Source organism: Aureispira sp. CCB-E (genome assembly GCF_031326345.1).
Classification (GTDB): Bacteria; Bacteroidota; Bacteroidia; order Chitinophagales; family Saprospiraceae; genus Aureispira.
The window spans coordinates 7,002,934-7,023,274 of sequence record NZ_CP133671.1 but is presented as its reverse complement, the minus strand read 5'-3'; the positions used below and the strand labels follow the sequence as shown (position 1 = coordinate 7,023,274).

18 protein-coding genes are annotated in these 20,341 nt (G+C 34.5%); 13 read left to right on the top strand and 5 right to left on the bottom strand.

The features are described from left to right. Positions 1–102: 102 nt before the first annotated feature. From QP953_RS27150 to QP953_RS27135, 4 genes are all read left to right on the top strand, one after another. Positions 103–510, top strand: coding sequence for a hypothetical protein (locus QP953_RS27150; RefSeq protein WP_309553504.1), 408 nt, complete (start codon positions 103–105; stop codon positions 508–510). Between the two features lie 17 nt (positions 511–527). Next, on the top strand, positions 528–1,625 hold the full coding sequence (locus tag QP953_RS27145; protein ID WP_309553503.1) for a Nif3-like dinuclear metal center hexameric protein: 1,098 nt from the start codon (positions 528–530) through the stop codon (positions 1,623–1,625). Between the two features lie 4 nt (positions 1,626–1,629). Then, positions 1,630–2,421, top strand: coding sequence for a zinc ribbon domain-containing protein (locus tag QP953_RS27140; protein WP_052599091.1), 792 nt, complete (start codon positions 1,630–1,632; stop codon positions 2,419–2,421). A gap of 420 nt (positions 2,422–2,841) precedes the next feature. Then, complete coding sequence (locus QP953_RS27135) at positions 2,842–4,374, top strand: hypothetical protein (protein WP_309553502.1); 1,533 nt, start codon at positions 2,842–2,844, stop codon at positions 4,372–4,374. 80 nt (positions 4,375–4,454) lie between these two features. Here QP953_RS27135 and QP953_RS27130 read toward each other — a convergent pair whose 3' ends face one another. Then, the gene (locus QP953_RS27130) at positions 4,455–5,246 is read right to left on the bottom strand and encodes a uroporphyrinogen-III synthase (protein ID WP_052599093.1); all 792 of its coding nucleotides are present in this window, start codon (positions 5,244–5,246) and stop codon (positions 4,455–4,457) included. Positions 5,247–5,262: 16 nt separating this feature from the next. Next, entirely contained in the window at positions 5,263–6,348 is a 1,086-nt protein-coding gene (locus tag QP953_RS27125) for a DUF4271 domain-containing protein (protein ID WP_309553501.1), read from the bottom strand. Positions 6,349–6,951: 603 nt separating this feature from the next. On the opposite strand from QP953_RS27125, the gene QP953_RS27120 reads away from it, so the two are divergent. From QP953_RS27120 to QP953_RS27100, 5 genes are all read left to right on the top strand, one after another. Further along, positions 6,952–8,301 carry a tetratricopeptide repeat protein gene (locus QP953_RS27120; RefSeq protein WP_309553500.1) on the top strand — a complete coding sequence of 450 codons (1,350 nt, stop codon included), beginning with the start codon at positions 6,952–6,954 and terminating at the stop codon, positions 8,299–8,301. A gap of 15 nt (positions 8,302–8,316) precedes the next feature. After that, positions 8,317–9,426: an acyloxyacyl hydrolase gene (locus QP953_RS27115; protein WP_309553499.1), complete on the top strand. Its 1,110-nt coding sequence runs from the start codon at positions 8,317–8,319 to the stop codon at positions 9,424–9,426. Positions 9,427–9,576: 150 nt separating this feature from the next. Further along, complete coding sequence (locus QP953_RS27110) at positions 9,577–10,020, top strand: hypothetical protein (RefSeq protein ID WP_309553498.1); 444 nt, start codon at positions 9,577–9,579, stop codon at positions 10,018–10,020. 322 nt (positions 10,021–10,342) lie between these two features. Next, the gene (locus QP953_RS27105; RefSeq protein ID WP_309553497.1) at positions 10,343–12,184 is read left to right on the top strand and encodes a T9SS type A sorting domain-containing protein; all 1,842 of its coding nucleotides are present in this window, start codon (positions 10,343–10,345) and stop codon (positions 12,182–12,184) included. Between the two features lie 403 nt (positions 12,185–12,587). Further along, positions 12,588–13,952, top strand: coding sequence for a pyridoxal-phosphate dependent enzyme (locus tag QP953_RS27100; RefSeq protein ID WP_052599226.1), 1,365 nt, complete (start codon positions 12,588–12,590; stop codon positions 13,950–13,952). 117 nt (positions 13,953–14,069) lie between these two features. Here QP953_RS27100 and QP953_RS27095 read toward each other — a convergent pair whose 3' ends face one another. After that, positions 14,070–14,840 (bottom strand): enoyl-CoA hydratase/isomerase family protein, encoded by a 771-nt coding sequence (locus QP953_RS27095; protein ID WP_309553496.1) that lies wholly within the window; start codon positions 14,838–14,840, stop codon positions 14,070–14,072. 90 nt (positions 14,841–14,930) lie between these two features. Beyond that, complete coding sequence (gene rpiB / locus QP953_RS27090; RefSeq protein WP_052599100.1) at positions 14,931–15,368, bottom strand: ribose 5-phosphate isomerase B; 438 nt, start codon at positions 15,366–15,368, stop codon at positions 14,931–14,933. A 233-nt stretch (positions 15,369–15,601) separates the two neighbouring features. Between rpiB and QP953_RS27085 the strand changes: the two genes are divergently transcribed. Next, entirely contained in the window at positions 15,602–15,997 is a 396-nt protein-coding gene (locus QP953_RS27085) for a rhodanese-like domain-containing protein (protein ID WP_309553495.1), read from the top strand. Between the two features lie 85 nt (positions 15,998–16,082). Here QP953_RS27085 and QP953_RS27080 read toward each other — a convergent pair whose 3' ends face one another. Next, positions 16,083–16,763, bottom strand: coding sequence for an ATP-binding cassette domain-containing protein (locus tag QP953_RS27080; RefSeq protein WP_052599102.1), 681 nt, complete (start codon positions 16,761–16,763; stop codon positions 16,083–16,085). Between the two features lie 463 nt (positions 16,764–17,226). On the opposite strand from QP953_RS27080, the gene QP953_RS27075 reads away from it, so the two are divergent. The 3 genes from QP953_RS27075 (at position 17,227) to QP953_RS27065 (ending at position 20,334) form a co-directional block, all read left to right on the top strand. Continuing rightward, positions 17,227–17,652, top strand: coding sequence for a hypothetical protein (locus QP953_RS27075; RefSeq protein ID WP_052599103.1), 426 nt, complete (start codon positions 17,227–17,229; stop codon positions 17,650–17,652). 373 nt (positions 17,653–18,025) lie between these two features. After that, the gene (locus QP953_RS27070; RefSeq protein WP_052599104.1) at positions 18,026–18,448 is read left to right on the top strand and encodes a hypothetical protein; all 423 of its coding nucleotides are present in this window, start codon (positions 18,026–18,028) and stop codon (positions 18,446–18,448) included. Between the two features lie 152 nt (positions 18,449–18,600). Then, positions 18,601–20,334 carry a peptidase domain-containing ABC transporter gene (locus QP953_RS27065; RefSeq protein WP_052599105.1) on the top strand — a complete coding sequence of 578 codons (1,734 nt, stop codon included), beginning with the start codon at positions 18,601–18,603 and terminating at the stop codon, positions 20,332–20,334. The last annotated feature ends 7 nt before the right edge of the window (positions 20,335–20,341 follow it).

Here is a 20,341-nt window from a genome sequence, read left to right as displayed (position 1 = left end):
TGTTGAGGGTATAAGTTAAAAATAAACAAAGGGTAACAGTTTGGCTGTTACCCTCTTTTTCGTTTAAGAACAGGTTCTAAATGGTGTTCAAAAATAAGTATTATGCCACCTCTTAAAATTCGATATCGGACTTGGTTTTTGGCATTGAATGTTGCTATGGCATTTTTGTTAATCTTATTGGCTTGGTATACGCAAAGTACTTATCGAATAATCTTGGGAGCCATTTGGATACTAATTAGCCTAAATAATATGTACACGAATGCTGTTTTGGAATTGACAGATCAACAGTTGATTCTTCGAAATGGGCTAGGGATAGTCTCCCAAAACTACGATTATAAGGGGAAAAATATTGTCGTTAGAGAAAAGGCTATTTACTTGGATGAAAAGCGGGTTTATAAGCATTTGTTTACCTTTTCGCCCTTAGATTTTGAGCGGGTTCGGGCTTATTTGGATTCAAGAAATCCAGAACTAAATTTAGGTAGACATTTGATAGAAAATGATCTGTCTTAAAAAGGAATGATTAGAGAATGAAAATTAAAAATGTAGTTGAGTATTTAGAATCTATTGCTCCAAAATCTTTGCAAGAGAGCTACGATAATGCGGGCTTAATTGTGGGAGATAAAGAAGTCGAGGTAACAGGTATTTTAATTGCTTTGGATACTATTGAGGCTGTTTTGGATGAGGCAATGGAGAAAGGTTGTAATTTGGTAGTTGCTCACCACCCCATTGTTTTTGGAGGTTTAAAATCGTTTACAGGCAAAAATTATGTGGAACGGGTTGTCTTAAAAGCAATTAAAAACGACATTGCTATTTATGCTGCGCATACTAATTTGGATAATGTTTATCGAAATGGAGTAAACGGTAAAATTGCAGAAAAAATAGGACTTACACAAACCAAAATTTTAAGTCCTAAAAAAGGATTACTAAAAAAATTATCGGTTTTTGTCCCGATAGAAGCTACTGAGGCTGTTAAAAATGCTCTATTTGAAGCAGGAGCAGGTAGCATAGGCAATTATTCGGAATGCAGCTTTAGAACGGAAGGAGTCGGTTCTTTTAAAGGAGATGAGGCTAGTAATCCTACCGTTGGAGAAGTAGGAGCACAGCATGAAGAAAAAGAAAACAAACTAGAAGTTGTTTTTCCTGCCTATCTACAAGGGCAAATTGTTAGAAATCTTTTTAGAGTACATCCTTATGAGGAGGTGGCTTATGATATCTATACCTTGGATAATGTCCACCAAGAAATTGGTTCAGGATTAGTTGGAGAACTAAAAGAACCTATGGAAACAATGGCGTTTCTAAAAATGCTTAAGAAAAATATGAAGGCGGATGGAATTCGTTATACAGCATTGTGCAAAAAAGAAATTAAACGTGTTGCTCTTTGTGGTGGTGCAGGAAGTTTCTTGTTGAAAAATGCGCTCGCCGCCCAAGCTGATATATTTATTACTGGGGATTACAAGTATCACCAGTTTTTTGATGCCGAAAATCGCATAATTATAGCAGATATTGGGCATTATGAGAGTGAACAGTTTACAATTGAGCTGTTTTATGAATTATTAACGCAAAAATTTCGTAATTTTGCAATCCGTTGTACTGAAATAAATACAAATCCAATAAATTATCTATAATATTATGGCAAAGAAAAATGCTAATTCTAATCTACCAATAGAAGAAAAGTTGCAAAACTTATATGAGTTGCAAATGGTCAACACTCAGTTGAACAACATTAAAAAGTTGCAAGGGGAACTTCCTTTAGAAGTGAGTGCATTAGAAACAGAGATCGTTACTTTAGATAAAAAAATTGCTAAGTTAGAAGAAGAACATAAAGAGTTGCAATTAAGCGTTGTACAATACGAAAATAAAATTAAAGAGGCAGAAGCTTTAATTGAAAAGTACAATAAGCAACAAAACAATGTTAAGAATAACCGTGAATTCGAAGCCTTAACTCGTGAAATCGAGCTTCAAAAATTGGATATTCAATTGGCCAACAAACGCATTAGAGAAACTCAACAAAAATTGAGCAATAAAGATACTACTCTAGATGCGTCTAAAGCTAGACAAGAAGAGAAGCGTGCCGATATGAAGTTGAAGCAGGAGGAATTAGAAAAAATTACTGCTAAAACAGAAAAAGATGAGCAAAAATACTTGAGAAAAGAAAAACGTGCTCGCAAAAAAATTGATGAGGATTTATTGGCTGTATACGATCGATTAACAAATACTTATAAAAATGGTCTCGCTGTAGTCATTGTAGAACGTGATGCTTGTGGCGGATGTTTTAGCCAAGTCCCTCCTCAAACTCAACTAGAGCTTGGACAACGCAAACGCATTATCCATTGTGAACACTGTGCTAGAATCTTGGTTGCTTCTAATATCGAAACTTCTTTGGAGGAATTAGAACAAGAAAAATTAGAAGTAGAACAGTAGTTTGAATTGAAATTAGGACAATTTTTAGATATAAATTGCTGATAAAAGCCTCAAGGAACTGTATTTCTTGAGGTTTTTTAAATTTTAAGTGATTGTATTTTTGTTTAGATAAATGGGCAAAAAACGAAGCCGTAGTTATAGGGCTTTCTGTGCAAGATTTTTTTGATAATGACCTAATATCTGCTTATGAGATGTAACAAACTAGACCATCAAAGCATAAAATAAAGAACCAAACTCTAGATTGAATTATTTTATCCCATAGTTTTTCTGTCTAATACGATTTACTGCGTGAATGCTTTGCTTGTAGTTGGCTGTGTTGCTCTACTGTCTGGTTTCAACGAAGTAATGTTATGACAAACATTTATTGAATATTTCATAGATTGACAAACAGTCTGTTTTTAATCACAAAACCTTTTTGTAATGAAATTTTTTTATAGCCTTTTCTTTTTACTATTTATTTCTATTGCTTCTGGGCAAGCTCAAACGTCTCCTAGTGAATTGAACAATGCTGGTTTTTTTAAATGGAATGATGATCTAAAGGATATGTTTCATGATGTAATGACACTAAAGTTTCAAGCTGCAATTCCTCGTATTATTCAAGAAAAAAAGAACAATACATTTAATTTAATTCCTCATTATTTGGAGGATTATATTGATTTTTTTTACGCCTTTATAGATGGAAGACCCAAAGATATTTATGGTAAATATCTAAAACGTAAAGAAGAGCGCTTGGAATGGTTAGAACAAGGGGCAGAAGGAGATCCTTATACGTTGTTTACTCAAGCTGATATTCATCTACGTTGGGGAATGATTTATGCATTGTTTCAAGACAACATGGAGGCATTTAAAAGCATAAAAAAAGCTGCTGTTTTATTAGAACGAAATGATAAAAAGTTTCCAAAATTTTTGCCTAACAAACGAGCCTTAGGCATTTTGCATACGATGGTTGGAGCTATTCCTGGGAAATATCAATGGGGGGCTTCTCTAGCAGGTTTAAGAGGCAATATAGCACAAGGGTTAGGAGAGCTAGAGGAGGTTATTAGCCACGGCAAGCGCCATCAAGAATTTGAATTTAATGAAGAAGTTCAAGTGATTTATGGAATGCTTTTGTTGTATATGGGAAACAACGACATGAAAGCGTGGGGAGCAATTAATACAGAAATCTTAGACTTTACCAAAAATCCGATGGCTGCTTATATTCTGGCAAATAGAAGCATGAAAATCGGTAAAAGTAAACAAGCTATCTTAATTTTAGACAAATATCCTAAAGGAGATGAATACTATGATTTTCCATATATGGATATTATGAATGGCTTATGCAAACTTTATAGATTGGACTTGGATTCGGAAGAAGATTTTAATAATTTTTTATCTAGATATAGAGGTGTTAATGGTATTAAAGAGGCTTATCATCGATTGGCTTGGATTAGCCTACTAAGAAAAGATGAGTCCAAATATCGTTATTATATGTCTTTGGTAGAAAAAAAAGGAGAATACAATACTTCGCAAGATCGGACAGCGATGAATGAAATGGAGGAAGCAAAATTGAGAATTGTGCCAAATCTTGACTTGCTCAAAGCTCGCCTATTGTATGATGGCGGTTATTATGATAAAGCATATAATGCACTAAAAGGATGTGATTCGAAAAGTTTGAAAACAGAACAGGAAAAAATCGAATATACTTATCGAATGGGGAGAATTTTCCAAAAAATGAAGAAGAATGATGATGCGTTAAAGTATTATGGCCAAACCATTGATAAAGGAACTAAAAAGCCATATTACTATGCTTGTAATGCCGCTCTTCAAGCAGGTATAATACATGAGTCAAGGGATGAAATAGAAATGGCAAAGGATTTTTATGAGAAATGTCTGAAGGAAAAGCCTGATCAATATCAAGCTAGCTTGCACAGCCAAGCAAAACAACGCCTAAGTGCACTTAAAAAGAAGAAATGACGGTTGGATTATTAAGAACAATAAAAAAAGTGTTAGGGCATATAGCTACTAACACTTTTTTGTTCCAGTGGTTCTATATATTATTTTCCAGAAGGCCTTGCTTCTAGTGTTTCTCGAATGTATTTTTCAATAGCCATGGTCATTGAAGGTGTTTCGGGCGCAGGAACTTTGATGTCTAGAATTAGACCTCTGTCCAAAACTGCTTGAGCCGTACTGTTTCCAAAAGCAGCGATTCTAGTTTTATTTTGTTTAAAATCAGGAAAGTTATCGTATAGAGACTTTAAACTCAAAGGGCTAAAGAAAACAAGAATGTCATAGAATACGTCTTCTAAGTCCGAAATATCACTACTAGCAGCCAAATACATCATAGACTCTTTAAAATCAAACTCGTTGTCTTCTAAGAAGGTAGCGAAGTTGCGTCCTCCAAAATTAGAGCATGGCAGCAAGAATTTTTCTTTCTTTTTGTGCTTTAATAATGAGGGCTTTAAATCATCTAATACACGCTTGCCAAAGAATACTTTGCGCTTGCGGTAAACGATGTGTTTTTGCAGGTATAGTGCAACGGCTTCTGACTTACAAAAGTATTTTAGGTCTGCGGGTACCTTGTAACGCATTTCATCACAAAGTCTGAAGAAATGGTCTACGGCACTTTTACTAGTAAGTATAATCGCAGTAAATTCTTCTAAAGCAATTTTTTGTTTTCTAAATTCTTTTGCTGTAACAGGAATGACTTCTGTAAATGGACGATAATCGATTTTTAAACCAAATTTCTCTACCAATTTGTCATATGGAGCTCTGTTGTTTTTGGTTGTTAATTGTGTAACCAAAATGCTCTCCACTTTCTCTAATCTATCTTTCGAATCTGCTGACATCTAATGTTTATTATCGTTATAAAATAGACAATAACTTCAATAAGATTACTATCGGGGCTATTTCAACGGCACAAAGGTACACAAAAAAATGGAATTTATGAAATAAAATTATACTTCCAGCAATAGCTAAGCCCTTTAATGTACGATAAATATAAATTAAACTGAGTAAAATAAAACTAAAATAGAGCGCCATAATTTGCGCGGTAGTTGGTGTATATGCAATTAAAAAAAGCAAAGGAACTATGATAAAACCAAGTGCTTTGTTGGTGTTGGAGACAATAAAGCTATAGGACTCAATTTCTTGCCGAAAAGGTAAAATGTAAGATAAGACTTTGAGTTGTATGTGTTTAAGAAAATAAATTGCCCCAAGCCCCAAAATAAACAAACAAAGTGCTCCAAAAGTGTTGAATTGGAACTCTTTTAATAGAATTTGGGGAATTAAAAAACAAAATGTCCCCATCCCTAAGACAAAAAGAATGTAACTAGAAAATCGTGCTATCGTCAAAAGGTTTCCTTGATCTCTTTGGTTGTTTTGAATGTTTGTGCTTAGAAAGGTTTGAAAAATACTAGTAACTTCTTTGGAGTAGATCGCTACAATAATAGCCATCAAAGAGAGTAGCCCTAATAATATAAAAATTAACCACTTGGCAATGCCCTGATCATTGTTATTACCATTTAAGGCAAATAATTCTGAAAAATCAAGTTGACGACCTTTTTTGTCTTTGGCTTTACTTTTTTGTTTGGACTTATAATTACCCACAGGCAATGCAAAAGGATTGTCTGATTCTTCTATATCAAAAAGGTTGTTGTTGTAATATTTTCTACTCAAAACATCTTTTTTTATCTTAAAAGAAGCAGGAAAATAAGACACGGTTTGAGTTTTAGCAATATCCCAAGATGGTTTTTCTATAGTCCCTTTTTTCTTTCGAGTAGGTATCACTTTGGAGGGAGGGAGAGGATTTACCTTTTTGGGGGCTTGTATTGTTGCTTTTGGGCTATCTGGTTTTGGAGGGGTAGGAGCTTGTTGAGCTTGTACCATCGTAGTACTCCCCAAAAACAAAATGATTAGAGCAAACAATGTTAATAAGTTAAGTTTTTCCAAGAGAATGTTGTACTTCCGTGTGTTTGAGAAGTGTGATTGCAAAGCTAATATGTTGATAAAAGAGCACTTAGTACACTGTAACATAGATTTTAATAATATTTTAAGCGAGTCTTTGGGCAAGTGTTTTCCTTCTGTGCTCGCTTTAATAGTCAAGGTAAATTTAAAATCCAATAATAAGTCACTAAAAAAGTACTGAGTTAAGGGGTCGTTTGATAAAGGATAGGTTGATTATCAATCAAGCCAATTGGCACGGATTATAGCTGAATGCAATGTATGGCTTTAGATTTGGTAGTTACACCGTTCTAATATTCTCAAACAAACTCTACTTAGCTTTGGTATTGCTGATTAAAAAACAACATACTGGCAACTTCTACCATCTAACCCAAACTACTTAGCGAACTAGTTTAAACAAAAGTACTAAATTCAAAACTCTCGAAAGAAGAAAATAATTATATTCTTTGCTTTGAGGTGGCACTGTTTTTTTTGAGGGTTTAGAATTTATAGAAAATGTCATTATTTAAGTTAAATTTGTAAACTCGTCCTTTTATACAAGAGAATCAAATAAAGAAAGGGAGAGCAACAATAGAATTTAATTATACGAAAATGGACATACACGAGACTTTAATTCACACCTTATTAAATGCCGATGCTGCAACTATTTTGAGTACTTTAAAAGAACTCGATTCTGCAACAGCAAGAGAGGCAAAAGATGCACTAGTCTTATTGTGGCAAATACACCCTGACGAAGAAATAAAAGATAAAACATTAGAATATCTTTCTACTTTGTTAGAGGAAGCCGAGAAGCATCAAATAGAAAAAACATTTAGTATCTTTAGTTCTATTATGGAATATTTGCCTTGGATGGGAGATTACACAGATTTGCAAGCAGAAAATTTTGCAGCATTTGAGAAAGGCAAGACCTATTACGAGCCAATCTTAGTAGCGTCGTCTATTTTGGTGGAATACTATCTTGACTTGGGGCGAAAGTTGTATATGATGTTTGATTTGGTAGAGGAAGCACAAGTTTGTTTTGAAGGTATTGTTCGGTATGCTCCTCAAAATGATGAGGCACTATATGCTTTGGGGCGTTTGGCTGAACGTAGAAAAGATATGGAAGCTGCGCTAAATTTTTATAATGACTGTACCGCAAGTAATCCGAGCCATATTTATGGTTTGTTACAAATGGGCATATTAAAGGCAACTACCTTTAAAGATTATGAAGGGGCAATTGATTGTTATAACAAGGTGATTGAATTGGAGCCATTTATGGCAGAAACACATGTGCGGATAGCAGAAGCACATTATGCTCTAAAGGATATTAAACGAGCACGTCAGTTTATTGATATTGCCTTGGGAATTAATGAGTATCAAGAAGAGGCGCTTAATTTATTGGGGCAAATTCAATGGCATAATGATGAGAATATTGGTGCAGCAATCGAAACTTTTGAAAAAGGATTGGATCATCCCGTTCACGGAGATAGCGGTTTGTTATTGGCAAGTTTAGGAGATTTGCACAATACACACTTGGGAGAATATGATAAAGCAAGGATATATTATGAAAAGTCTTTAAAAGCAGCTCCTCACAATGGAGATACGTTGCGAAAACTTGTGACGATTCTAGAAAATATTTACCAAGATTATGGAGCTATTTCTATGTGTTATGAAGCTTATTTGGTGGCAGAAAAAGCAGATGCTAGTCTGTATGTCGATTATGCTAATTTTTTGATTAAATATATGCATGACTACGCTTTTGCTAAAATTCAACTGGATCAAGCGTTGGAAATGGAAGCTAATAATGAAATGGCTTTAAAACTCTTGCGCCAGATTGAAGGATACTTAGAGGATGATTTTGATGATGAAGATGATAATATTGACTTTGATGACGATGATTTTGACGACGATGATGATGACGATGACGATTTTGTAGGAGGCGGAGCAGCAGGAGATAATTAGAAAGAAAAACACCCAATGACAAAAATATTTTTAATACTAATCATTCAGTTTTTTTTGGTCACTGCTATCGTAGCACAGCAATATGCTTTGGAATTGAATTATCAATTTGGAACGAATGTTCCTATCCATCCTCGATACCCTAAAATTCAAGCACATTCACATACAGGAGAATTAACGCTATTACAACACACCCAAGCCAAGAAAATTTGGTCGATTTTGTACGGTCAACCTACTGTTGCTTATTCTATCGCATACCAAACCCTAGGAAATGCGGATATTTTAGGGAATGCTTTTTATGCTGTGCCTAGTCTTGATTTTAAGGTTTTTGAATGGAAGCGCTTGGATATGAGGGCTAGAATTGGTTGGGGGGCAGGAATCATTACAAAGACTTACGATAGTTTTTATAACAAAGATAATATAGTCATAGGTTCGACTTTAAACGCTTGTGTGATATTAAGAGCACTGTTTCGATATCGAATTTCAAATACGTTTCATTTGCAATTAGGGGGAGGAGTGACCCATTATTCAAACGGTGGTTTTACAAATCCTAACTTGGGGATCAATATACCCTTTGCTCAAGTAGGGATACAATATAGTTTTCAAAAACCTACTGTTCCAGACAGTTTGTCAACTCAATTGATCGCAGGATTGCCTGCTTTGAATCAAAGTTTTCGTCCTTTTATTCAAATAGGACTCGGATTGACCGAGATGGCAACTTCAAGAGGTCCCAAGTATCCTGTTTATAATGTTTCTATTGGTGTCTCTCGTTTGATGGCTCGTATAAGCAAACTGAGCTTATCTGTAGAGTATTTGTATAATACAGCACCATATGCTTTTGACAGGCAGAGTGGCAGTGTTGTGCTCAAGCATTTGAATTATGCTCGATTCTCGATAATAGCAACTCACGAATTGCTTTTTGGACATTGGGGATTAGTGACAAGTTTAGGGGTATATATGAATGAACATAAATACAGAAGAAGCGTTTTAGTAAGTAAAGTAGGCTTTAATTTTTACCTACAAAACTACTTCAAAAACTTCAAAAATCAATTGTGGTTGGGCTGCCATGTGCGAGCTTATGCAGGAGAGGCGGAGTTGGTAGAAGTTACTTTAGGTTATAATTGGTAAGATTTATTCAATTTGGCAAGAATTTAACTATTCGTTGGCAGGAAAATAACCTTTTAGTTAAGAAAAATAAATACCTTTGTGCCACAATATGAAAATATTGTGTTTATTTGCATGAGTAAGCAAAGGTGTATTTAAAAATATAACATAGAAATGATTACACAGATAAAATATTCTTTTTTTATAACCATATGCATAATTGTTGCTTCAACAATTTCCTGTTCGGATCGAGCAATGATCAGCACTTCTCTAGTTGATACGATTTCAGCAAAAGAAATTATGGAAAACTCTGTTAATAGAGCAGCACCCAAAACAACCACAAATGATACAGTGGCAGAAAATGCAACTTCTATTTCTGTTATCTATACAGGAGATTTGGATGCGATGATGTTGGATGAAACAAGTACGATTTACAAAGCCGTCAATGCGTATCATCTCAACTTACAAGATCCTTTTGAAATTGACGAAAACATGAAAGGTATTGTGCTTACTTCTTATGGAAAAATGGAAAATCCTGTTCGTATTGCAAAACAAATATCTACAGGTGAAAATATACTGATGGTAGAGGTTAAAAACCTACCGGAAGCAGATGTATAAGGCTTCCATGTAGTATCATTGTCATTTCTAGTTATTGTTGATACGATTATTTTATAAATATCATGCAGCTAACACTTTCTAATTATTGATCAAATAAGAAGGAACAAGAATCGTATTGGCTTCATTTTTGCTCTAACGTGCCCCACAACGTTAAAGAAGAATCCCTTCTCTTCTACTTTTTTTACAAAAAATAATTCTTTAATATAAAATCTATTTTAATAAAAGATAGGCGCGTCCCCCAAATTAAATTGTAAAATACCGTCATATAAGTTGAGCAAAGTTTTTTGGAATTTTGACGCGTTGCCCTAGCGTTAATTGTAATATGAAATACACAATCTTTATCTCCCTGTTAATTTATGCACATTTTGGTTTCACTCAAACAGGTCCTGGTGGTGTCGGGAATTCTTCCAATAATGGCTTATGGTTAAAAGCGGATGCTATTTCTATAGGAAATGGAGCAGCTGTTTCAACTTGGCTAGATGCTTCTGGAAATGGCAACCATGCCAACCAAATTACAACTTCTGCAAATCCTTTATACCAATCTACAAGTGCCTTAAATAATATGCCTGTAGTTAGATTTGATGGGCTTGATGATGAAATGGCTGTTGCAGATGCAGATATATTGGATAATTCATCAGGAATAACATTTTATGTGGTTTTAAGACCAAATAATTTAGATGGCTCGGCTAGAGGAATTTTGGGGAAACGCGTTTCCTACACGGTTTCTTCTAATTATGCTTATACGTATTTCTTTTATGGTAGCAACCGATTGAATTTGGATGTAGAGACTCAAAACAATCGATTTGATGCAGGAACAACTTTCTCCAATGCAACGAATTACATTTTAGGTTGGGATTTTGATGGAACCAAAGCAGGTGCGACAAGGAGCCGAATAAGAAATGGTAGTGAAATTATTAGAACGGCTACAGAAACATCTTCTTCTATTCAGAACAGCAATCAACCGATGGCAATAGGTGCTCTAAATGTAGGTTATGGAACTTATTTAGGTGCAGATTATGCTGAGATAATTCAATACAATTATTATCATAATGAGATAGAAAATATCTTAGTTAACAACTATTTGTCTGCCAAATATAACATTCCATTGGCTACGAATGATCTTTACGATGAAGATGATGCCTTAAATGGAAATTATGATTTTGATGTGGCAGGAATAGGACAAACGGCTGGAGGGATTAATCATACAGAGGCACAAGGTGCGGGAATTGTACGAATATTAAATCCTAGCAATTTAGATAATAATGAATTTTTGATTTGGGGGCACAACAACCGAACGCAAGAGGCTGTCAATAGTAGCGATATACCTCCAACTGTACAGGCTAGATTTGATCGTGAATGGCGTGTTAGTGAGGTAAGTACCAATGGCACTGCTGTTGATGTTGGGGCAATAGATCTTCAGTTTGATTTGACTAGCCTTGGTCCGATCACTACTTCGGATTTAAGACTGTTGATTGATACAGACAATGATGGTACTTTTGCCGATGAAACACCAATTGCAGGAGCAACAGCTTTAGGGGCTGGTATTTATGAATTTGCTGGGGTAACAGCTATTGCGAATAATTTGAGATTTACAATTGGAACAACCAACAGAACGAGAACTGTTTTACCAATTGAACTATTAAGTTTTGAAGCTCAACCTCTTGAAAATAGCTATGTAGAGTTGAACTGGCAAACCACACAAGAAATCAACAACGATTACTTTACTGTTGAACGTTCTAAAGATGGGCATCAATGGGAAAAAGTAGTTGATGTCCAAGGAAGGGGAAAGGCTTCTATGACAACCAATTACTTTACTAAAGATTATTCTCCATACAAAGGAACTTCTTACTATCGTTTGAAGCAAACAGATTTTGATGAAAAAGCGTCGTATTCATCGGTTGTAGCGATCCGTATAGATGAGGTAGCAATGGTTAATATTTATCCCAATCCAACACAAGGTCTTGTTACAGTTACAGGAGAGGGAAGTGTACTCAACGATATTACAATTTTTAATGCAGCGGGGCAGGATGTTACTCAATTGGTAGCAATTCAAAAACAAGGCGAACGAAGAATTGAAATAGACATAACTAATCTAAGCGATGGTTTGTATTTTATAAAAACAGCCACAACAGTAGATAAAATTTATAAAAATAGCACCTTCTAATGGATGCTAACTATATTGAGTATACTGTTTGTCATATCAATAGTTTGTTGAAACTACACAGTGGCAGTATGGTGAACTAATTTGATGTATTTCGTTTTATGAGAGCTGTGTAGTTGATTGTTTAATGGACAGTATCTTGATATATTTAGGTTTGCTTTCTAGCAAAGTCATCGTTGAAGCAAACTAGATTGTGACAAGGAATTGTTCAGTTATTAAATTAAGGTATTTTTAACTTATATCACAGGATACTTTTATTACCTTTGCGCTGTCTAATAATTCGTTGTTTCTTATTTCAGTTTTTATTTTGTTAAAATAATAATTGATTGATGAAAGTCTTTACCACAAAAAAAATACAACGATTTATTGGTTAGCAACTAACTACATAACAAAACAAAAACAAAAAATGGCTAAGTATTATAATAACATTCTGGAAACGATTGGAAATACACCTCTTGTTAAACTGAATAAAATTGTAAAAGACGTACCTTGTACGGTATTGGCTAAGGTAGAAACTACCAACCCAGGTAATTCTGTGAAAGATCGTATGGCTTTGAAAATGATTGAAGATGCTGAAAAGCGTGGCGACTTGAAGCCTGGTGGAACAATCATTGAGTGTACTTCAGGAAATACAGGAATGGGAATTGCTATTGCAGCAGTTGTAAAAGGGTATAAATGTATTTTTACAACTAGTGATAAGCAGTCAAAAGAAAAAATTGATTTGTTGCGTGCTGTAGGAGCAGAAGTAATCGTTTGTCCAACGAATGTAGCACCAGATGATCCTCGTTCTTATTATTCTATTGCAGAACGATTGAACAATGAAATTCCAAATTCTTATTGGGCAAATCAGTATGATAATTTATCGAATCGTGAAGCACATTATGAAAGTACAGGACCCGAAATTTGGGAACAAACAGAAGGAAAAATTACGCATTTTGTAGTTGGTGTTGGTACTGGAGGTACTATTTCTGGAGTAGGTAAATACCTAAAAGAAAAGAATCCAAATATCAAAATCTGGGGAATTGATACTTACGGTTCTGTATTTAAAAAGTATCATGAAACAGGGGTTTTTGATGAAAATGAAATCTATCCTTATATCACAGAGGGAATTGGTGAAGATATTTTGCCTAAAAATGTAGATTTTGAAACGATTGATCTATTTGAAAAAGTAACGGACAAAGATGCCGCTGTGGCAACCCGTGATTTGGCTCGTTTAGAAGGTATTATGGTTGGAAACTCTGCCGGAGCAGCAATTGCAGGAGTTAATCAGTTGGCGAGTCAACTAAAAGAGGATGACTTGTTGGTCGTACTATTTCACGATCATGCTAGTCGTTATATTGGAAAGATGTTTAATGATGAGTGGATGCGTGAGCGTGGTTTCTTGGATGATGTAATGACGGTAAAAGATGTTATTGCTCAAAAAGAGAATAAAACGTTCTTCTCGATTGATGCTGAACAAACAGTAAAAGAAGCGTTGAAACTGATGAAAGAAAATGACATCTCTCAAATGCCTGTGTTAAAAGAAGGAAAAATTGTAGGTGCTTTGAACGAAAATGATGTGTTGACTTGTTTGTTGGCAAATCCAATGGAAAACAGCGATCAGCAAATTGAAAAAATTATGGTTGATCCTTTCCCTACGGTTGAAGAAACGCTACCTATCAATAAGCTGAATTTGTATATCAATAAAAAATCTCCAGCAGTGATTGCTGTGGACAAAGCAGGAACAAGTCATATTGTTACTAAATATGACATTATTCAAGCAATGAGCTAAGGAGGTTATAGAAAGGCATTGCCCCTCAATTGATAGCAGGATTGGAACAGCAAGGATGGTTTGAGGGCAATAAAAAAAAATGAAAATTGGCTACTAATAGCCAATTTTCATTTTTTTTTACCCTTTTCTAGATTCCAAAAACTGAACAACCTGTCCCATAATAGTTCGACTCTCTTTGGACATTAGCTGTTGGTGCAGCAACTCTAAATCTTGTTCAAAGTTGGCAGACATTGCTTGAACCAAACCTCCTTTTAAGGATTTTTTAGTTTGTCGAAAGGCACTCTTTGGTAACTTTAAGTATTGCTGCATCTTTTGTTCTGCTTGTATGAGGGTTTGATCCAGAGGAACTAACTCATCGACTAAGCCAATTTCTAAGGCTTCTTTACCATTCATCAAATAACCTTCTAACAAATACTGATAGGCTTTACGTTGCCCAATCCAAAAGGAATAAAGGTGTAGAATACTCTCTCTAGGAGCAATACCAACGGCCATTTCATTGAGACCAATTTGATACTTATCGCCGATAGCCATGACACGATAATCACAAGCACAAGCCAAAATACAGCCACCAGCTGGACTATGCCCAGTAATAGATGCGATAAGAGGTTTACTAAATGCTAACATCTCTGTTGCTAGCTGCAAAAATGATCCCCAGAAATTTCGGATGCCTTCAGAATCGTAATAATAAACTTCGAGCAAATCTACGCCACCGCTAAAAAAATGAGGCTTACCTGTTAAGACAATCCCTTCGATGGCATCGTCGGCTTCGGTGTTGCGAATTAATTGACGTAATTCGTTAATCATTTCTTGGTTAAGTGCATTGGCTTTGCCACGATCTAATTGAACAACAAGATAGTTGTCTTTGGATTGGATACTAAGTGTATTCATAAAAAATAATTGATTGATTAATGGTGAGTTTGCACAAAGGTGCTAGTTGCAAACGACGATTGATGATATTGGACGATTATAATATAAGAACTATTTCAAATCGATTTTGTCAACTCTACGTTGATGACGTCCACCTTCAAATTCGGTATCTAAAAAAGCACGAACCATATCTAAAGCTATTGGTTCACTAACAAAACGTACAGGAATTGCTAAAACATTTGCATTGTTGTGTTGACGAGCTAGTTCGGCTAGTTCTTCGGTCCAACAAAGTGCAGCACGGATGCCAGCATGCTTGTTTACGGTGATCGCAACTCCATTGCCACTGCCACACATAACAATACCACATTCAGCCTTGCCTGCTTCAATGTCATTGGCGACGGGGTGTACAAAATCTGGATAATCTACGGAGTCCTGCGAGTTGGTTCCTTTGTCGTTAATGGTATATCCACGTTCTTTTAATAGCTTGATAACAGCTTCTTTGTAATCAAAGCCAGCATGGTCGCAACCTAAAGCAATTACTTTTTCCATTTTTATTAGTAATTTTGTGTTATAAAATAGTAGTCCATGAATTAGTTCGCTATGCTCATGAGAACGCAAGCTTGTTTGTTTCGTTTTTTACAAAAAGCAAAGTACTCAAAGTGCCACATAGTAGCAGCGAAGTTAAATCGCATCAGTTTAGCTACGCTGCTACTACATGATTTTAACGAAGTAATGTAAAAGAGAACTATTAAAAAATTTGATACAACAAAAATAAATAAAAAATGAAACTATTAAATTTATTTGCAATTAGCTTATTGTCATTGACTGTATTTATCGCTTGTGGAAATGGAAATGTTGCATCGGTAGAACAGGTCGAGTTATTGTCGTGCAAGGATTTTGATCAAAAAATCAAAGAAACAGAATCTGTACAGTTGATAGATGTTAGAACTTCTGATGAATTTGCAGGAGGAACAATTGGTTCAGCAATCAATATTGACTTTTTTGGAGAAAATTTTAAAGAAGAAATGGCAAAATTGGATTTAGAGCGTCCTGTATTTGTTTTTTGTGCTAAAGGAGGGCGTAGCGGTAAAGCGAGCGCTATTTGTAAAGAATTAGGGTTTAAAAAGATTTATGACTTGGATGGAGGGTATACTGCATGGAGTCAATATGAAAAATAAATTTCCCATTTTGAAAGAGTTTTTCTATTTGATTAAATTTTAGCACATCTGATGTTAGAGTATAAATCAAGTCGAAAAACTTTTTTTATTCCATTTCTTCGACTGTATTTTCTTGACATAAGAGCACTTTGTCGCCTGCGATCAATTGGGGAATTTTGTTGTTTACAGTAGCAAAAAGTACGGTTGTAGTGTTGTTTTGGGCATATTGATAGACAAAACGAAGGATTTCTTGTGCTGCTTGTACGTCCAAATGTTGCACGGGGGCATCTAATAATAATATAGAAGGGCTATTTAATAAGGCACGAGCAATCAAAACCTGAACATATTCTTTTTTAGTTAATTGGTCTGTTTTTTGCTTTTCTAAAGCTGTAATCTTTAGTAGTTGCAATACTTGGTGAATTCTAGTTGCTCTATTATTGGCATCTGTCCAATCTGTTGCTGTTAATACGAATTCTAGATTTTGATAAACGGATAAATTGGTATTGAGTGGAAATGAATGGCTAACCAAACCTATTTTTCGCCTTAAATAAGGTTGAGTATTTTGGTCAATTTGGTGCACAGGCATTTGGTCTACGACTAGCGTTCCTTGTTGGATGGGCTGTTGAGCGTATATCGTTTCAAGCAGCGCACTCTTGCCACTTCCTGTTTGTCCAAGTAGGTACACAAAATCACCTCTTCGAATAGAAATATTAATGTTTTTTAGGACTAATATTTTATTGCGATAGATAGAAATATTACTAAACTGTATGAAATTCTTGGTTTGCATAGAATAAAAATTATGTGTAAATTTAAGCAATATTTTATCTGTTGTTAGGAATTATCAATATAATTCACTTACTTTTGTCTGGGGAATTTTTTCTTTTGAAAAAAAGAAAAACAATAAAACAAACACATAGAAAATTATTCTATTCCCCAATAAAATGATAATAATTCATCTTTGCATAGATTGAAAATGTTCAGCTGAATTTATTGCTTTGATTATCTGTTGGTTATTCTTGCCAAAGAAATTAATTTTAAGCATGAAAAAACAAACTATTAAAGAAAAATGACTTTTTTTATTCCCAATAATTGAGAGATTTCTAAGAAATTTGAGCTCAAACCTTATTTTGCTTAGACATACTAAAGAAAGATATTTTTCGTGAAAAGCAAAAGATCTATTGAGTTTGTTTTGAATGTAAAACAAGAATGCTAACGACTAAAATGAATAACAAAGAAAAAATGCCCAAACAATGAAGTTAAAAGTTTACATAACATTGCTGTTTTGCTGGGTTGCTATGGGGACGAGTTTCGGTCAGGTGTCCAAAACACTTCATCAAACGTTTACGTTGGATGCAGCGGAAAAGGTAAATATTAACGTAGTGGCAAAAAGGGTAGAGATGAAGGAGACAAAAGGTTCTAGAATCTTAGTCGAGACAAAAGTAACTATTTCACTTCCAAATGATCGTCTGCTTGACTTTGTTTGTAATAGCGGTCGCTATGATTTGATTAAAACAACAGATGCTACCACAAGAGAATTGACGATTTCATCTAAAAAAACAAATGATATTTTGATTATAAAAGGCGAAGAATGTGTTGAGGTTTTGGAGTATACGATATATATGCCTACGAGTGTTAAATTTGCGAATAACAGCACTTTAGTAGATGGAAAAGAATAAAAGGATATTTCATATAAAATAAAAAAGACTTAATGTATTGATAAACATTAAGTCTTTTTTTTTGTTCCTTACTGTTAATTGAAATGTTAAAGTTTTGAACTTTAGAAATCGTTATACAACAACAAAATCTAAAAAACTAAAATTTAATTTGGAGCCAAGTTTTTATAGCCAAATAAAGAGGAAGACAGAAAGAGACGTATTATTTATATAAATATAGGTAGAGGTAAAACAAAATATTGTGAATATATCTAATATAAAAACAGGCTTGCTTTTTTGATAACATTAAATTATCTTTGTGCTTACGTTGATATTACCCTAAAATCAAAACACGTTTATTCCCAAGTTTTTAACACAAAATGAATTTATTTTTATCATGAAATTTTTTGCTACAATTTTGTTTTCTGTAATAATTTCGAGCAGTTTATTTGCCCAAGCAACGGCATCTGCGAATGAAATGATTTCAGCAGCCAATATTGCAACTATTAACCTAGATTTAGATACAGACAATATAGAAATAAAAGAAACCAAAGGTAGTAGGATCATTATTGAATCTCATATCAAGTTAGCTACTGTGAACAATAGCGCTATGTTGGATTTTTTAGTGAATTCAGGTCGTTATGCTTTAGAAAGCACAACCGATGCTACAACTCAAACTTTGAATATTACTCGTAAGAAGAATATGAATGTATTGTTGGTAAAAGGAGAAGAGTGCAAAGAAATAATAAGTTATATTGTATTGGTACCTGCTAGTGTCAAGGTGGTTAACACAAAGTCACCAACGGCGAGTATTAAATAATAATTTATTAATGTTTCAATAGAAGCCACCTTTGATTTGTCAAGGGTGGCTTTTTTTGATAAAAAAAGCATATTTTACAACAAAAAATAGTTTTCTTTGTTTCATACGTACTATTTAATAATAGGTTTACTATTTTAAAAATTAGCTTTGCTATGGATACACTAAAGGGACATCCCTTAAAGCGTTTTTTTCGGTTGTTGCGACTTGATAAAAAAGACATAATATTTATATATATATATGCTATATTTGAGGGGATCATTAGTTTAACCATTCCTGTAGGGATACAGGCAATTATCAATCTAATTGCTTTAAACCAAGTCTCTTCCTCTTGGATTGTTCTGACGTTTATCGTTGCCTTAGGAACAGGAGTAGCAGGAGCTATGAAATTGATGCAGCATATCATTACGGAGACCATTCAACAAAGAATTTTTACCCGTGCTGCCTTTGACTTTGCATATAGAATGCCTCGTTTACAGATGGAGTCTATCAAAAATGAATACGCTCCCGAACTAGCAAATCGCTTTTTTGATACCTTGTCGATTCAAAAAGGAATCCCAAAGATCTTGGTTGATTTGTCCGCTGCATCTTTGCAAATTGTTTTTGGTCTTATTTTACTTTCCTTATATCATCCTTTCTTTGTCTTCTTCGGATTTATACTATTAATACTAATTGCAATTATTGTTGTTAGTACCTTTTCGCCAGGTTTGTCTTCTAGCTTGTTGGAGTCAAAATATAAATACAAGGTAGCTTATTGGCTCGAAGAGTTGGGACGAACAATGGGATCATTTAAATTGGCTGGACGAACAAAATATCCATTAGAGAAAACAGATGATTTAGTAACAGGATACTTGGATTACCGAAAAAAGCATTTCCGTATTGTCAAAGTACAAATGGTTAGTGTTATCATTCTGAAAACTTTAGCTACCGCAGCATTGTTATCTATTGGTGGTTTGTTGGTAATTAACAATGAGTTGAATATTGGTCAATTTGTAGCTTCAGAAATCGTTATCATTATTATTCTGAATGCATTGGACAAAATTGTAATGGGAATGGAAACAATCTTTGATTTGTTGACAGCTGTTGAAAAAATTGGTTTGGTAACCGATCTTCCTCTAGAAGAAGAAACAGGCTTGGATTTCAAAGAAATTTATTGTCCCAATGGAATGTCTATTAATATCAATAATCTAACTTATGAGACAAAGGAGGACAAACAAAAAATATTAGATCACATTTCTCTAGAGATTAAATCGGGGGAAAGAGTTTGTGTTGTTGGAGCTAGTGCCTCTGGAAAGTCAACTTTGCTGAAGGTAATCATGGGTTTGTATAACAATTTTTCAGGGACAATTTCATACAATGATATCCCCCGAAAAAATATGAATATTGCAAGCTTGCGTTCATACATCGGAGATCATGTTACAGAAGAACACCTTTTTCATGGCACATTAATCAAAAACATTACAATGGGGCGCTCTAATGTTACCATTCAAGATGTTATTGAAGTTTGCAAAAAGATTAGTTTATCTGAGTTTATCAAAAGTCAGCCAGAGGGATTGAATACTATGATTTCATCTGATGGAGAACGTCTGCCTCAGAGCGTTATTAAGAAAATTATTTTGGCACGTTGTATTGTTGATATGCCTAAATTGGTGGTAACGGAACCTTTATTATATAGCATGAGTTCTGATGATACCAAGCGCATTATAGAGATTTTAACAAACAAAGAAAACCCTTGGACATTGATTGCTGTAAGCCGAAGTGCTAAGATGGCAAGAGCTTGTGACCGAGTTGTTGTAATGGATCAAGGGCAAATTATATTTAATGGTTCGTACCAAGCCTTAGAGGCACAACCTTATTTTGATCAGTTATTTGATGATGTTTTAAACTAAAATGAAA